General features: G+C 52.1%; 12 protein-coding genes. 4 read left to right on the top strand and 8 right to left on the bottom strand.

Annotated features, from left to right (window positions below):
- From ACN4EK_RS11810 to ACN4EK_RS11780, 7 genes are all read right to left on the bottom strand, one after another.
- Nucleotides 1-2,223: an OmpA family protein gene (locus ACN4EK_RS11810; protein ID WP_431658082.1), complete on the bottom strand. Its 2,223-nt coding sequence runs from the start codon at nucleotides 2,221-2,223 to the stop codon at nucleotides 1-3.
- Nucleotides 2,224-2,240: 17 nt separating this feature from the next.
- Complete coding sequence (locus ACN4EK_RS11805; RefSeq protein WP_431658081.1) at nucleotides 2,241-6,122, bottom strand: hypothetical protein; 3,882 nt, start codon at nucleotides 6,120-6,122, stop codon at nucleotides 2,241-2,243.
- Nucleotide 6,123: 1 nt separating this feature from the next.
- The gene (locus tag ACN4EK_RS11800) at nucleotides 6,124-7,101 is read right to left on the bottom strand and encodes a hypothetical protein (RefSeq protein WP_431658080.1); all 978 of its coding nucleotides are present in this window, start codon (nucleotides 7,099-7,101) and stop codon (nucleotides 6,124-6,126) included.
- A 338-nt stretch (nucleotides 7,102-7,439) separates the two neighbouring features.
- Nucleotides 7,440-8,240 (bottom strand): tryptophan synthase subunit alpha, encoded by an 801-nt coding sequence (gene trpA / locus ACN4EK_RS11795; protein ID WP_431658079.1) that lies wholly within the window; start codon nucleotides 8,238-8,240, stop codon nucleotides 7,440-7,442.
- 71 nt (nucleotides 8,241-8,311) lie between these two features.
- The gene (locus tag ACN4EK_RS11790; RefSeq protein ID WP_431658078.1) at nucleotides 8,312-8,629 is read right to left on the bottom strand and encodes a DUF3007 family protein; all 318 of its coding nucleotides are present in this window, start codon (nucleotides 8,627-8,629) and stop codon (nucleotides 8,312-8,314) included.
- Between the two features lie 20 nt (nucleotides 8,630-8,649).
- Nucleotides 8,650-8,874 (bottom strand): NAD(P)H-quinone oxidoreductase subunit L, encoded by a 225-nt coding sequence (gene ndhL, locus ACN4EK_RS11785; RefSeq protein ID WP_431658076.1) that lies wholly within the window; start codon nucleotides 8,872-8,874, stop codon nucleotides 8,650-8,652.
- Nucleotides 8,875-10,003: 1,129 nt separating this feature from the next.
- A complete protein-coding gene (locus ACN4EK_RS11780) occupies nucleotides 10,004-10,192 on the bottom strand; it encodes a hypothetical protein (RefSeq protein WP_431658075.1) in 189 nt (62 codons plus the stop codon).
- 75 nt (nucleotides 10,193-10,267) lie between these two features.
- On the opposite strand from ACN4EK_RS11780, the gene ACN4EK_RS11775 reads away from it, so the two are divergent.
- Together ACN4EK_RS11775 and ACN4EK_RS11770 are read left to right on the top strand one after the other, a co-directional pair.
- Nucleotides 10,268-10,399, top strand: a complete 132-nt coding sequence (locus tag ACN4EK_RS11775) for a hypothetical protein (RefSeq protein WP_431658074.1) — start codon at nucleotides 10,268-10,270, stop codon at nucleotides 10,397-10,399.
- A gap of 72 nt (nucleotides 10,400-10,471) precedes the next feature.
- On the top strand, nucleotides 10,472-11,638 hold the full coding sequence (locus tag ACN4EK_RS11770) for a hypothetical protein (RefSeq protein WP_431658072.1): 1,167 nt from the start codon (nucleotides 10,472-10,474) through the stop codon (nucleotides 11,636-11,638).
- A gap of 19 nt (nucleotides 11,639-11,657) precedes the next feature.
- On the opposite strand, the gene ACN4EK_RS11765 is transcribed toward ACN4EK_RS11770, so the two are convergent.
- On the bottom strand, nucleotides 11,658-12,611 hold the full coding sequence (locus tag ACN4EK_RS11765; RefSeq protein ID WP_431658071.1) for a lysylphosphatidylglycerol synthase domain-containing protein: 954 nt from the start codon (nucleotides 12,609-12,611) through the stop codon (nucleotides 11,658-11,660).
- Nucleotides 12,612-12,753: 142 nt separating this feature from the next.
- Between ACN4EK_RS11765 and ACN4EK_RS11760 the strand changes: the two genes are divergently transcribed.
- Entirely contained in the window at nucleotides 12,754-14,343 is a 1,590-nt protein-coding gene (locus ACN4EK_RS11760; protein WP_431658070.1) for a B12-binding domain-containing radical SAM protein, read from the top strand.
- Nucleotides 14,344-14,389: 46 nt separating this feature from the next.
- Nucleotides 14,390-15,976 carry a B12-binding domain-containing radical SAM protein gene (locus ACN4EK_RS11755; protein WP_431658069.1) on the top strand — a complete coding sequence of 529 codons (1,587 nt, stop codon included), beginning with the start codon at nucleotides 14,390-14,392 and terminating at the stop codon, nucleotides 15,974-15,976.
- The last annotated feature ends 29 nt before the right edge of the window (nucleotides 15,977-16,005 follow it).

Here is a 16,005-nt window from a genome sequence, read left to right as displayed (position 1 = left end):
CTATCTATTTCCTCCTTCAATCTGGAGGTCCTCCTCCTGAACCACCACGTCAATCTCGCGAATATCCCTAAACAAAAATTCCACCCGTCGATCACGGGCATAATCCACCCGATCGCGTCCGGGAGTTAACGGTCGTCGTTCACCCAAGGAACGAATCGTCATCCGTTCGTTGGCAATACCCCGGCGCAACAAATAATCCCGAGCGGCTCTCGCCCGTCGCAGTCCCAGTTCCAGGTTGTAAGCGTCACTGGCACGCGGATCGGTATGCCCTTCAATGTCCACCAGAATCGTGGGATTTGCCTGTAAGACCTCAGCAATGCGATCAAGAACTCGCGCCGTTGCCGGAATAATGGTTGCCTGGTCGAGCGCAAAGTGAATTTTGTTCGGCACCGTCAGCCGAATCGGCGTTTCGGGGGGTGGCTCGACTTGCGGGGGCGGGGGTTGTTGAAATGGCGTGACACAAACGGGCTGGGAAGAAGACGGTTGCGCCGCTGGGGTATCTGGCAAGGTGTCGGCGGCTGCCCGAATCAGCGCAGGGCTAGCGGGTTCCGAAGTGCCGGTGTTGGGTAAGGTCGCGATGGCACTAATGCGATCGCCAATCCGCAGATTACTCAGGGTTGCCTCAAACTTCCCAGTGGCATCAGCTTCCGTGGTCGCGATCGGTTCCGTTAATGCCTGATCCGCCTCTGCCCCAGTAACTCGATACAACTGAATCTGAGATCCCGGATCCGCCTGCCCAAACACCTGTACCGCTTGAGCTTGAGTTGACGCTTGCAGCAGGGGTGATTCCGAAGCGGTGGTGGTTTGACTGAGCGCAAAGAACTCCCGACTAATAAATTGGGGTGCATCGATCGCGGCATTGCCCGTATAGATCCGCCGATTGTTCGTATTCCGAGACGGATTCGCCCCATCCCCCCGTTGAAAATCAATTACCCCCGTTCCCTGCGTTCCCTGTTGCGTCACCAGGTCAATGCTGAGTCCTTCCAAAGCCGTAAAGCGATTGGATAGAATTTGGTTCCGCCGACTCTGGGGATAGGCAGCAACCACCACACCGGGGCCCGCCTGCTGCACAATCTGGTTGTCCGTTACCTGATGATCATTGCCCATTAAGTAGATCGCGGCTCGTCGCAACCGTCGCCCATTAAAGGCAATTTGGTTATTGGTAATCTGCACCGCGCCCTGCGGTTTAAACAGATACACCCCACTGCCATCATTGCCACAGACCAGATTGCCCGTGATTTGGGATTGGTCAATCTGACCTTCTAAGCGAATCGCATCCGGCATTCCCGCTAACCCATTACTGGTCAGCACATTCTCACTCACCCGCAATTGGGCAGCATTCACCGAGGTGATAATGGCGCTGCCATCATGGTGAGCAATCCAATTCCGCCGAATGTCAACATTCTTGCCATTGAATACATAAACACCAAACGCCGATCGCACCGGAGGTTGGGTATATAAATCAGTGGCGGTCAACGGTGCTGCCGGAGTACGACTGGGTGAGATGCCAAGCCAGTTATTTTCCAGCGTCACGGTGGTTGCCGGCCGATCGTCGGGATAGAACGGCGCGAAGTTGGCGGGAGTCGGTTGCTGGCTAATGTCCGGTGGGGGCAAGCGATGGGCAATAAAAATATCGGCAGGCGGTGTCGTCACCGTCAAATCCCCAGTCGCTGTAAAGCCATACAGACTTAAGCCGCGAATCACCACTCCTTCCACCGACACGGTGAGACCGCGAAAGATCTGTCTGCCACTGGCGGGAGTAATTGCCACGATCGGGACGGGAATCGTCAGTTCATTAATCGCCGATCGCTCCGCCTGATACCCCGGTTGGGTAGAACCATCCAACACCGTACCGGGACGCTCCAACGGTGGTAACTCGGATTCGAGGGCGATCGTGGTTTGGTCAGCCGGGAGATTAAATTCAATCTGGGACGAAACCTCTCCCGCTAAGGAATTAACCTGCGCTCGTTCCGCCTCAGAAAGCTGGTCTAACGGGAGGCTACCATTGACAATCAAAATCGCTTCCCGCAGCGTCAGAGCATCATCGGCTTGGACTGCCGCATCTAAGCCACTATTCACCGTCACCCGATAGGGCGGCACCACCGGAGGCTGTTTGGCGGGATTGGCGATCGCGGGGCTGATGCCTAACCATCCCATCGATGTCCCAGCCAGCAGGGCGGGTAACCGGGAGAGGACGGGAGCCACCACTGACAATGTTGTCATAGAGTCAAACTGTGATTTCATTGCTCCTGCCCTCGCAATAAGGATGCTCCTCCCCCGGGCAGGAGTTGGGTTTGTGATACGGGTTTCACGGTGTCAACAGGTGGAATTTTGAGGACAGGTTGAGCTTCAGAGGTGGGATTGACCTGGAAACTGGGGGCTGACTGCGAGGTGGGTGTCGCCGGAGCCGGAGCTTGATTTGCCACAGGCTGAATCACGGATTCCTGCTGTTGCGGGGGCGCAATATTTTCCTTCCGCAACCCACCCAGCGTATTGTTCAACTTGACGGATAAGCCAAAGTACAGCCCATCTTTGTGGCGATCGCCAAAGTCGCGATCGTTAATCCCGCCAAAGTTGTAGCCGACAGCCATCCGTAGGTTAGGCGTGAGGTAGTAGCCCACTTCTGCCAGTAAACCAACTTCGCTAAAATCTGTGACCGATTGCCCAATCCAGCGCACTTCTCCGGCAATATCCCAGCGATACCCTAAGCGATAGGTGGCGCGGAACTGTGCCAGATTAATCGCATTCGTCCCGACCAGATCCTTCGCGACAAAGGATTTAGACTGGCGCAAAGCATACTTACCTGCAAATTCCCATCGATAGTTCGGGGCATAAATCGCTTCCAGGGACACCAGATGCGCCGTCGAACCAGTGCCACTGCCCACCAGAATCGAGTCGGGAGTTGTTGCCGGATTTTGCCGAAACTCATAACTGAGCAGGGCATTAAATTTGTCATCCGTCGGATTCCGGTAAGCTAACCCGACTTTGACGTTGACCGTATCCGCCAATCCCGTATCTTCCAGCAATTGGTTGGCAAAATTTGCCTGCTGGTACCGCGCCAGCACCGTCAGGGCAGGAGATAACTTTCCGGCGGCGGCGGCTGAGATCACCATGCTGTCCCCCGCCTCTGTATCCCGGTACTCAAACCGACCGCTGGCTTTGAAGTTGGGATTGTCGAAATATTCCAACCCGACGCTATAGCTGTCGCCCTCCGTAACCCCGATGACCGAGGAACTCTGACCAACCGCCACGGGGGTAATAAACTCCTGACCCGCCGCCGTATAGACAAAGATGTCACCGAAAATCCGCTCGTATGCCAGACTGAGTCGCAACCCAGGTGCAATCAGGAGGCGATGGTTCACCCCGATCGCGCCCTGGCTGGTCAAGCCACCGAGACTATTCAACAGCGAGTAGCGTCCGGTCACGGTCATATCGTCAGACACCTTCTGATCCACCAACATGTCTAAGCTGGTAATCGAATTACTGCGGAAGTTTTCGTTACCATCAATAAACTGTTGTGCCAAGCGCATGGTTAGACCGGGCATTGCCGCCCAATCCAACGCAAAGGTCGTGCGGCTGGGATAGATCGGATCGCTACTGCTTAAGTTCCGTTCATCCTGTGCCCGAAAAGTCAGGGTCTTGGTCAGCGGCCAGTTCAAACGGGAGACGAGTTGATTACTCTCCCCACTCAGCCGATCGGGAAAGATGCGATCGTCCCGGGTGCGATTCACCCAATCCAGTCCCAACTCAACCGCGCCAATTTTTTGGGTCAATCCGGCACGAATTGTCGTCAGACTGTTATCAACCCGGTTGCCGGGAATCGGGTCGCGACTGGGATTAAATAAATCTCCAATGCCCACACTGGCGATCGCTGAAATTCCCCGTCCGGCGGGGGCAATGCCAAAGTTGACCTCACGATCGATCTGGAACTGAAGTTGCGTGGTCGGCGACACCTTAGCGGCTAAGTCCGCTCCATACCGAGTTTGTCCCGGCGTAAAGCTGAAGGTGGCATTGTTGGAAAAGCCTTCCTCCACCGAGCGATAGTAGGCGCGGGCAAAGACTCCCGGCACTACCTTACCAAACGCCTCAACCCGATAGGCATTGCCGTCAATATCTCCCAGAAACACAGAAGTATTGAGGGAGCGAGCAAATTCAGCCGTCAGTTGCCCACTTTTGCCCAGGGGCAGCATCAAGTCAGCGCCATATAGCTCAAAGTCGCGATCGCCCTGGTCTTCCCGGAAATAGGTCGCCCCCAGCCAACTTTCCCGACCTAATTCTCGGGAGAAATGGTACTGGAGCCGTCCCGCATAGATGTCGTTACTGCCAGCACTATCGTACTGATAGGTGACAACAATCTGCCGTACCAGTGTCCGCCCGAAGATATCGAAATCCGTTTGCAGAATCGGTCGGCGGAACAACAGCGCCCCGCGATCGTAATCAATTTCGTAATCCAGCGTCCGACTTAACGGTTTCCGCTCAATTACCGTCCCCGGACGACCTAATTCCTGGGTTTCGATGTAGACATTTTCACTGCCACCAATTAGCAAGCGGCGGGACAAAAAGTAATAGCCACTGGTGCCGTTAGGCGCGATCGTGTCTCGCTGGAACCCCTCAACGTTATTGGCGTATATCCCTGTGATCTGGAGATTGCCCAGGTTGTAGTTCAGCTTCAAACCATGCAGTTGCCGATTGGTTGCCGTGAAATACTGCGATGCCCGAGCAAACTCGGAGGTGGTGTAATCCCCCCACATCAAAAAGTCGGTGCCAGCGCCCACGACCGGGGAGGTGCGTTCCAGTTTGGCAAACACACTGTCGATCGAGGGGGTCATGTAATCCACGGTGGAACTATCGCCAAAGGTGGGATAGACCTGATCACAAAACTGCGGATCGCGAAATAGCCGGGTCGTCCCGTCACACTGCTGGTTTAACGGTCGCTGGTTATTAAACGCCCCAGTAAACAACCATTCCCCAATTCGTCCCGAGGCAAAGACCGCAATTCCAACATCGGCACGCGTGCCATCGTCAAAATACTCAGGACTGAGAAAATCCCGGTAGCTGCCGTAATAATCCAGACCTGCCGCCCCCACCCGCAGATTAATCGTTCCCGATACGATGAACGGACGCAGATTCGTAATAAACTCTGCCTGGGTATAGGTTTCCAGGGGGGCATCCAGAGTCGCCGGACGCTGCACTTGCGCCAGGGGAGGCTTGGGTAAGTTGGGCGTATCAACACTGGGCTGACTGAGTTGCGTCACAGGAACGCGATACAGTTGATCCGGCTGGTTTGGCGGTCGTTTCAGCAGATCCGATCGATCGATCGCCGCCCGAATCCGTACCATCTGTGGTTCCAGACTGGACTGAAGTTGAGCCGCAAATTGCCCATTCCGCGCCAGAACTTGAAAGCCAGGGCGATCGCGATCGTAATCTGCCCCCACAAACTTGCCAGCACTGGCGGTCAGGGTAACAACGACCTCTTGAGCAATCCGCTGTCCGGCATCATCTAGAATCTGCCCAGTCACCGTCATTACCGATCGCCCATCTGCCGGAATCCGCAGGGGTTCCTCCGGTGGCAAAAACTCGATCGTGGCGGTGGTTTCTTTGACTGTCACTGTGACACTGACGGGCGTTCCGCCTTCAGGCTGCACCGTTAAGGTATTCTCTCCCTCCTGAAGGGGGATTTGATACCAGACCTGAGTGGCAGTGGTATCGGTGCGATCGACCTGGGTCGGCGTAGCCGCATTAATCGGCTGACCATTCACCGTTACCGTCACTTTGGTCGTCGCCGGGTATTGCACGACTAGATTCGTCGCCCGTTCCCCCATAACCGATGCCTGGGGACTGAGAATCCGCACTTCTGAAGCGGCTAGATCAACAGGTATCCCTGAAGGTGAGCCAGTCGGATCTGCCGGAAGCTGTGCCACTGGACTCCCAATTGCGGCGGCTAATGCCCGAACATCCAGGGATTTAGGATGAGAAGTAGGTTGAAACTGTAATGCTGCCGTTGCCGCTACGGACGATGGGGTTGAACGATCGCTGGCACGAACGGGTATCGCTACTAGCCCAATCGCCCCCAGCACCGTCGTCAGCAACCCTAAGCTAGCGATCGTAGAAGTCATTCGCATACTACCGCTTGCCCTCCACTCCAAAGGTTGGCGTGACCGCAAAATTCATCCGCACCATGCCGCCCGGAGCCAGACGCACCAAGCGCGAAGCACTATTCCCTTCAATCCGATAAAGGTTAGGTGCCAGGGTATATCCCGGCAGACTGGTTAAATCCAGCGTTCCAGTTCGCAAACCAGAAACCGCATAGGGCAGCGAGAACAACCCATCCGCATCGGTGGTAATCCGGTTGCCGTCATCCATGAAGATTACGGCATTAGGTACTCCTGGCTCACCGGGTTGCTGTTCGCCATCAAAGTTTTTATCCACAAAGACCCGTCCCAGAACCGTGCCGCAATCGGACAGGATACCGGGACGCACACGCACCAGGTAAGTAGCTTCCGGACTGCTAACCTCTCCTCCTGCCGGATTCACCGCGATCGCCACCGCCCGGTTGCGTCCATTGCCTCGAATGGCTTCCGGACTGACTAAGACGGCATAGGCGATCGTCAGGGTTTGTTGCGGCGCTAAGGGCCCAGCGTAGGAAAAGGCAATCTCACGACCATCGACCCTCGGAGCTGGCAGGTCAACCGTCGTAGACCCACTATCGGCTGAAGCAACCGAGCCCCGTAGCGACCCCGAGGTATAGCTGAATCCCAGGGGCAGATTGTCATCCACCACTAAGTTACTGACTGGACTGCCGCCGGTATTCCGGATTTGCAGACGGTAGACAATGGTGTCGCCCGGTTCTGCCGCCCCGCGATCGGCGGTTTTGACGATCTCTAGACGTTCTGAGACGATCGGAACCGTGACGGTATTCGATGTAGCGGTGATCCGGGGAGCACCAGGTTCTGCCCGATAACTAGCACTCGCGGTATTGGGAATAATGGTGGCCTGCTGGGCGAATGCAGACCAACCCTGGTAGTTCAGCCACCCTGCAAGGAAAACCAGCGGTAGATAGCGTAGCGGCTTGAACCCCAACCGTTTCGTTGGAGGTTTCATTCAAAAATTCAGGGCTATTTCTAAACTGCAATGTTGTCAAACAAACCTTGAATGTGAGGAGCGCGAGTGTGTGAGGTGAGAAGAATAAGCACCTGATGATTTAACGACTTGACCCATCCCATCTACGGTGACAGCAGCAAGTCAACCTGTAATTGATCCGGGGATCAACTCCGTGATTTTACAGAAAAAGATAGATACTTGGCAAACACCTACATAACTTTACAAACAGCGAACTACCCCAATGCGTTTACTCAAGGAAGTCGAATCAATTCTTCAAGAAAAGATTATATAGCGATCCCGCATTTCAGCAACCCTCAGGAGCAAATTCCCGGTTGGGACTAGGTTGGGGCGATCGCGGCTTTCACACTGCGACAGAACGCTTCTATCTCTTGCAAGCCCTTAGCGGCTGGAGGCTCTGCCAACCGCTTGACCACCGCACTGCCAACGATCGCTGCATCGGCACCCCATTCCATCACCTGACGGGCATGCTCCGGTTGGGAAATGCCAAACCCCACACCGATCGGTTTATCCGTGACAGTACGGAGTTCAATCAGTAAATCTTTCACCCTGGCTTCCAATTGCGTCCGCATTCCCGTCACCCCCGTGGTACTGACGAGATAAATAAACCCCTGCGATTTGGCAGCGATCGCCATAATTCGCTCTTTAGGACTGGTCGGAGCCACGAGTAGGGTGACTTCAATCCCGTGTGCCACCGCCGGTTGTAACAAACTTTCCGCCTCTTCCAATGGCAGATCAGGAACCACTAACCCCTTGACTCCCGCCGCTGCAATCTGTTGCAAAAACGGCTCAATGCCCCGGTTCAGAATCGGGTTGTAGTAGGTAAATAAAATAATTGGTGCCCGTAGCTCCGGTGACACCTGGCGTACCATCTCCAAGACCGCATCCAACTTGGTACCTCGCTGTAAAGCTCGGGTCGCGGCAGCTTGAATCACCGGACCATCGGCAAGCGGATCGGAATACGGGACACCCAATTCAATTAAATCAGCCCCACTGCGATCGAGCACTTGCAACGCTGCCGCCGTAGTCTCCAAATCCGGATCTCCGGCGGTAATGAAGGGAATTAAGGCACAGCGAGCATGGCTTCGCAGGAACTCGAAGCAGTCAGAAACGGAGGTCATCAGAGCCTGTGGAATTTTAAGGTACAGGGTATAGGGTACAGGGAAACGGAACCCGGATACACCCCGATCGCCTATTCCGGTTGAGCAGCCGCCTGTTCTTGTTCGATCTCAGCCTGGAGTTGGGCTAATTCTTCCGGCGTGAGGGACTCCAAACGCTTTTGCAGCGCCGCCTCCTCATAGTCTCGTCGCTGCTGGTGATAGGTCATACGCCCCGTCACGGCTCGTAGCACGTAGGTCAGCAACCAGACCACTAACCCACCGACGAGCACCGCCTGACTCCAAATACCCGCCGTCGCACTCTCCACCCCAACCGCTTGTAAGCCGCCGTAGAGCAAGCCGCCAGCGATAAACACTCCCAAGCCGATCCACAGGGCATCAATCCGTCGCATGGTAATATGGCTCTCCCCCGTTAGCCCCCAATTTGCCGCCGCTTCGGACGGAAATTTAAAAATGGTGATAGTAGCAACAACCCTGGAAAGAAGAAGAAGACCAGGAAATACATAAAGCCCCGCTCCAGCGAACTGGCAACATACCACCGAGCTTGCAGGTAGAAATACAACATGGCTGGAATCACAACCAAAAAGGCACCAGCCAACGCGAGATATAGTAGGGCAATGTCCAGTTCAACAGTCATAAGGTTTAGCAGGACTTAAATAGTGCAATCACGTTCCCGATCGGGGAACAGCCCTATTCTACTCGCTTGCTTCCCCGGAAACCAGAGACTTGAATATAAGACTTCTGATGGCAGAGCATCAGGTTTGTTGTCTAGGTTGGCAACAATGCTGGTAATATAAACGAGTGGCATTGTTCACCACAGCAGCGGCATCTGAATTCAGATATTTTTTCTGAAGTGCAGAATCGATGCTAAATTATTGGCTAGCATAGAGGTTATCCTCTGATCGCAAAGCTAATTGAACCCAACTATCGGGGGCATGGCGGAATGGTAGACGCTACGGACTTAGCGATTTGAGCCTTGGTAGAGGAATCTATCAAGTGAATGCTCTCAAATTCAGGGAAACCTAAATTTAGGACGATCAACCCCGGTTTGGTCATACCTCCTAAACATGGCAATCCTGAGCCAAGCCGACCAATTATCCGCAGATTGCGTATGGTCGGAAGGTGCAGAGACTCGACGGGAGCTACCCTAACGTTGATTCAACACGGGTAAAGGGAGAGTCCAATTCTCAAGGATGACGAAGATGTTGCTTCGAGCCGCAGCGAAAGTTGCAGGAGAATGAAAATCCGTTGACCGCAAGGTCGTGAGGGTTCAAGTCCCTCTGCCCCCATCCTTACAGCAATAAACCAACGGCAACCATCCGAAACCTAGCCGATCGAAGATGGAGTCGTTGTTACGACGTGTCTCAACCCAGCAAGCCAGCAAGGGCGATTCGTTGCCCTTTCAATTAGTTGGCAGAATGCTGGAAGAGCCACTATTGCAACATATAAACTGACTTCAGGAGGAGGTGGCGATCGCTAGACTTGCCCTAAATGGGTGATCACGGTTCCTCATTCTGTCACCTATGATTTCAGGCAGGTCATTCTTTCGTCGGCAATTTTTCTCATCTCATCCTGCCTCAAGTTGCATAATTTTAATTTTCACCTAGATAGATTGACTAAAAGCAGTCGCAAGTGACCTATCGCCCATCAAGTTCGCTGCCCTATCAACACCACTAGATTCTGTTTTTCATTGAACAGTGAAAAAATTCTATCTCCAGTATGATACTTAAATGAATTAAGTGTTTTTACTGAAGTTATGTATCCTTTCAGATCCATATCGTAGTCAGTATCCCATGATGCACATCACTGTAACGGTTCCGAAAAATCACTTGCGGTTGCTTCCGGCTATCACAGAGGTTAGGGGTTTTCTCTAATATCCTGAGGAAGAGACCATTGTGACTTGCAGACTGGATCAGGTCTTGCGTCAATGCGGCGATCGCCAATTGAGTTCCCATCAACTCATCTCTGGTTTAGTTCAATGGCTGTTTTAACATGCGTCAGAGCAAAACCTTTTCGTATCCTGAGTGCCTATGATGATCAGGGATTCCCTACCAGATGCCTATCGTGATGAACCGTCCTTTCGGTTTAATCGATCGGGTCGGAATATCCAACTCGCTCAGGATATTCTTTATAGTTTCCTGCTAGAAATCGTTAAGAAATAGCCCCCTGAAGAAGTTTTATTAGAGTTCAAACGGTTATTTATTTATCACGTTGACTCTGTAAATTCAGAGGCAATGCAGGCTGTTTATGACATTGTTTTTAGCAACAACGAGGAAGAGTTTAGAAACACCCTCAAACGCTGCTGCTACATTTTAGTGAATAACTGGGATGCCAGTCGTCACTATAAGCCAATTCAAGAACTGATCCAACTGTTTGCCGATCCTTGCTTTAACCGCCATACAGCTTCGCCCACATTGAAGCGGTTACGTCTCTGGTTGACTAATTTTATTAATGGCAAAGATTTTGAAGAACTCAAATTATTTGCCTCTCGCTATGAGGAACTCGGACGAGGACCGTGGAGTTCACGCTATACATCTTACCTGTTAGTCCCGCAATATATTGATTTACGCAATCCGATCGAGCAACGGGAAGCTGCTAGAGCATTATCCAAACAATTAAAAGATCGGTTTAAGTTTGATTTAGCGATGTATATTGCCCGATCGCAAACCCGTTCTGCGAGTGAGCGTCCCCCGAAAAATCCCACGGCGTTAGGGGATGAAGTGCTACGCCTTATTAAAACGATCGTGGCAAAGCGGGGCCCGTTTAGCTATGTCAACTTAGCCAATATTTTTGTCAACCAAACCCAAAATCTCATCTACAACGACTTTAAGCAAAGCCTGTTAAATTACCTGATGTTTGCCATAGATAGCCAGAGCTTTGCGGACATGTTGCGGTCAAGTTTAAGTGAGAAACTTGAGCCGCTTTATACAAATCACGGGGAAGAAACGGTCAGTAATGCGCTGGTGCTGAGAACCTGTAACCGAGTCATTGACTACTTGACCACCGAGGGGCATGAAGAACCTTCCGCGTTATTTGCCATGTTACTTTCCCAAGGGAACCCCATTACCCTGGTGACGGTACTCCTCAAAATCATCTTAATTTGTAAGCATTCCCGTACTCATTTAGAATCCCGAATTGCTGTCCTGATTAAGTATTACCAGGACTATCCAGAAGACGAATGTGCCTGGGTGGTTAACTTCCTGGAAGTATTTAACGTCACCTTTGCGATTCATGCGGAAAATGTCCAGTACAATCTGGTGAAAATGGCACCCGAACCACCGCAACAGCCCCAGTTTTTTGATCCGGATACCTATCGAATTTTTTCCCAACTAAAAAATGAAGCTGAAGTTGAATATATTCCCGAATTGCCTACCTCCGAAGAAACCTCACTAGAGGAATAGGACAGGGCATGAGGAAATGTCACTTGCCTAACTCGCTCATCCGACTCAATTGGGCATCTAATTGGGCTAGTCCCGCTCCGGCGGTTTCTGCCAAAATGCTAATCAGGCGATAGCAAGCCACTACACTCAAAATGACTCCGGGTGAAAATAGTTGATCCAGTAACGCGATCGCGGTCGCTTCAAACACCCCGATTCCTCCGGGCGCACCAGGAACCACTAAGCCCAGTAACCAGGCGACACTGAAGGCACTGAGGACAAGCAAAATTTGCGCTGGGGCGATCGGACTGAGGGCCAGAAAGGTGATCAGAAAGCCCAACCCTCGCAGCAGCAAAAATCCCAGTTCCCCCAATAGCGGCACGATTGGATAGTGATCCAGGCGAAAGGGAGAAGAACTATCGGCGGCTTCACGGTTAGCAGGTACCTTGGCTCGACTCAGGCGTTGAATCAGTTGATTCAAAACGATCGGATGGACAGATAGCAACACCGCCACCAGTCCCGCAACTTGCAACACGATCGCGGGGAAACCATATTTAGCGACAATCTGTTGACTACACAATAAGGCAATCAGCAAGGCTGAGGCTGCCATCAACAGAGGTTCTAACAACACACTGACCGTTGAGGCGGCTAACGACGCTCCGGCGGTGGTGGCGGCAGTGATCCGCCCGTAGTAATGCCAAATATTCCCCGGTAAATATTTCGCAATATTAGTCTTGAGATAGGCTTGGATGATCCAACCCCGATCGATCGGTTGGCGAAAATCTCGCAAAATCTGGCTCCATACCCAACCGGCAAAAGTATGTGCCAGTAAGGTGACTCCCAGGGCGATCGCTAAACCTGCCCACCCCGACGCACTAATCTGAAGCTGGGTGACGCTTTGCCAATTCTCCTTGAGTACCTTCGCTAAGAAGAACAGGGTTCCCCCCAGGATTGCCCAGCGCAGCCAGGGTTTTAGCTTTGCCCCGATCGCTTTCATAAATGAATTTCGATGATCAACCTGCGGATTGCCAACCTTAAACCATTCAGAATACCAAACTTAACCCGCACAAACTTGTACGAACACGATAAGCTTGAGTCATTTGAATGCAAGACCGTTATGGTGTGAGTGTGGCATCAATATGCGTGTTTTATTGATTTATCCCCAATTTCCTAAAAGCTTTTGGTCGTTTGAAAAAGCACTGGAACTGGTAGACCGCAAAGCCTTGCTACCGCCTTTAGGTTTAGTCACTGTCGCGGCAATTTTACCTCAGGAATGGGAGTTTAAACTGGTCGATCGGAACGTGCGATCGGTGACCAATGCTGAATGGGAGTGGGCAGATTTAGTCATGCTCTCTGCCATGATTGTCCAAAAAGAAGATTTTCTTGAGCAAATTCAGGAAGCCAACCGTAGAGGCAAACCTGTCGCCGTGGGGGGACCCTATGCCACTGCCCTGCCTCAAGAAGCAGCCCAGGCAGGAGCAAACTATTTAATTTTAGATGAAGGGGAAATCACCCTACCCTTGTTTGTAGAAGCGATTCAGCAGGGGCAAACTCAGGGCACGTTTCGTGCCGATGGGGAAAAACCCGATGTCACCAGTACCCCAATTCCCCGGTTCGACCTGCTGGACTTCACAGCCTATGATAATATGTCGATTCAGTTCTCGCGGGGTTGTCCCTTTCAATGCGAATTCTGCGACATTATTGTGCTGTACGGTCGTAAGCCCCGCACGAAAACCCCTCAGCAACTTTTAGCCGAGCTAGAACGTCTGTATGACTTGGGTTGGCGGCGAACCGTTTTTATGGTGGACGATAATTTTATTGGTAATAAGCGCAACGTTAAGTTACTGCTGCGTGAGTTAAAACCCTGGATGGCAGACCATGGGTATCCCTTCCATTTCAATACCGAAGCTTCGGTGGATCTTGCTCAAGATCAAGAATTGATGGATCTGATGGTAGAGTGCAATTTCAATGCCGTGTTTTTAGGGATTGAAACGCCGGATGAAGCCAGTCTGTCCCTGACGCAAAAATTTCAGAATACCCGAGATTCGCTCTCGGAAGCGGTTGAAGCGATCGTGCGATCGGGGATACGGGTGATGGCAGGCTTCATTATTGGGTTTGACGGGGAAAAACCAGGCGCGGGCGATCGGATTGTGCGGTTTGTCGAGCAAACAACCATTCCTGTGGCATTCTTCAGCATGTTACAAGCGCTGCCGGATACTGCCCTGTGGCATCGGTTAGAACGCGAAGGACGGCTCCGAGACAAAGTCGCCAATATTAACCAGACCACCTTAATGAACTTTGTCCCCACCCGTCCGTTAGAAGAGATTGCCCAGGAATATGTGCAAGCGTTTTGGGAACTTTACGATCCGATGCGCTATCTGGAACGCACCTATCGCCATTTTCGTCAGATTGGTGTCCCGAAATGTCCGAGTCGGTTGCGTAAAGTCGATTGGGTCGGGATCCGAGCCTTACTGACTATGTGTTGGCGGCAGGGAGTAGTCCGAAAAACTCGGTGGAAATTCTGGCTGAATCTGATTGGCATTCTGCGGCATAATCCCGCTGTTTGGCAGCATTATTTAGCCGTCTGTGCCTTAGGCGAACACTTCCTAGAATATCGGCAGATTGTCCGCGATCAGATCGAAACCCAATTAGCGGATTATTTAGCCACAGAGTCACCCCGAGCAGTCACCGCTTCAGATGACCCAATACTGCGACAACTAGCCAGCTAATTAGATTGCATAGAGTTACTCAGAATCACAAGGAGCCTGCGTTTTAATGCGAGTTTTATTGGTTTATCCGCTATTTCCCAAAACGTTCTGGTCTTATGAAAAGATTCTGGAATTGGTCGATCGCAAAGTCCTCCTGCCACCCTTGGGACTGATCACCGTCGCCGCGATCTTGCCGCAAACCTGGGAATTTAAACTGGTTGATCGCAATGTGCGATCGGTGACAGAGGCGGAATGGGAATGGGCAGATCTGGTCATCCTCTCGGCCATGATTGTGCAGAAAGCGGATCTGATCAGCTTAATTCGGGAGTCCAAGCGGCGGGGTAAACGGGTCGCCGTTGGCGGGCCCTATCCCACATCTGTACCCGAAGAAGCAGCAGCGGCTGGAGCCGACTTTTTGATTTTGGACGAAGGGGAAATTACCCTGCCGATGTTTGTGGAAGCGATCGAGCGAGGTCAGACCCAGGGAATCTTCCGCAGCGATGGGGAAAAACCGGATGTCACCAGTACCCCAATTCCCCGCTATGACCTGCTGGAATTTGATGCCTATGATTCCATGTCCGTTCAATTCTCGCGGGGGTGTCCCTTTCAGTGCGAATTCTGCGACATTATTGTGTTGTACGGACGCAAACCCCGCACCAAAACGCCCCAACAACTCCTGGCAGAACTGGATTACCTGTATGAACTGGGGTGGCGCAGGGGCGTGTTTATGGTCGATGACAATTTCATCGGCAACAAGCGCAACGTCAAACTGCTGCTGAAAGAACTGAAAATTTGGCAACAGGAACACCAATATCCTTTCCGGTTTAATACCGAAGCCTCCGTGGATCTGGCAGAGGATCCAGAATTAATGGACTTGATGGTGGAATGTTACTTTGATGCGGTGTTTCTGGGGATTGAAACGCCCGATGAAGCCAGCCTATCCCTAACCCGCAAGTTTCAAAATACCCGGAGTTCGTTGATTGAGTCAGTTCAGAGCATTACTAAAGCTGGACTGCGCCCGATCGCGGGGTTCATCATTGGCTTTGATGGGGAACAGGCCGGGGCCGGCGATCGCATTGTCCGGTTTGCCGAAGCCACTGCCATTCCTACTACCACCTTTGCCATGCTGCAAGCGCTACCTAATACTGCCCTGTGGCAACGCTTAGAAAAAGAAGGACGACTCTATAGCAAAGACAGCGAACTCAACCAAACGTCGCTGATGAACTTTGTGCCCACTCGTCCCTTAGAGGACATCGCCAGAGAATATGTAGAGGCGTTCTGGCAGTTATATGATCCTGAGCAATATCTCGATCGCGTGTATCGCTGCTTCCTGATGCTGGGTGCGCCCAAATGTAAAGCTCCTGCTAAATTGCCCAGCCTGATAGATCTGCGGGCACTGGCGATCGTCTGCTGGCGGCAGGGAGTCGTGCGGAAAACTCGCTGGAAGTTCTGGCACCATCTATTCAGCATGATCAAAAATAATCCGGCAGTCTGGGAACACTACCTGACCGTCTGTGCCCATAATGAACACTTTATTCACTATCGGCAGATTGTGCGCGAGCAGATTGAAGCTCAGGTAGAAGCCTACTTAGCCCAGGTCGCCAAGCAAACCGTAGAACAACCACCCAGTCCGCAGTTCACTGCCGTGTCGTAGTGAGAGATCAAAGGGGCGAACATAGTTCG

The sequence above is a fragment of the Pantanalinema rosaneae CENA516 genome (assembly GCF_050753385.1).
Classification (GTDB): Bacteria; Cyanobacteriota; Cyanobacteriia; order Leptolyngbyales; family Leptolyngbyaceae; genus Pantanalinema; species Pantanalinema rosaneae.
This window is presented reverse-complemented; position numbering and strand designations above follow the sequence as displayed.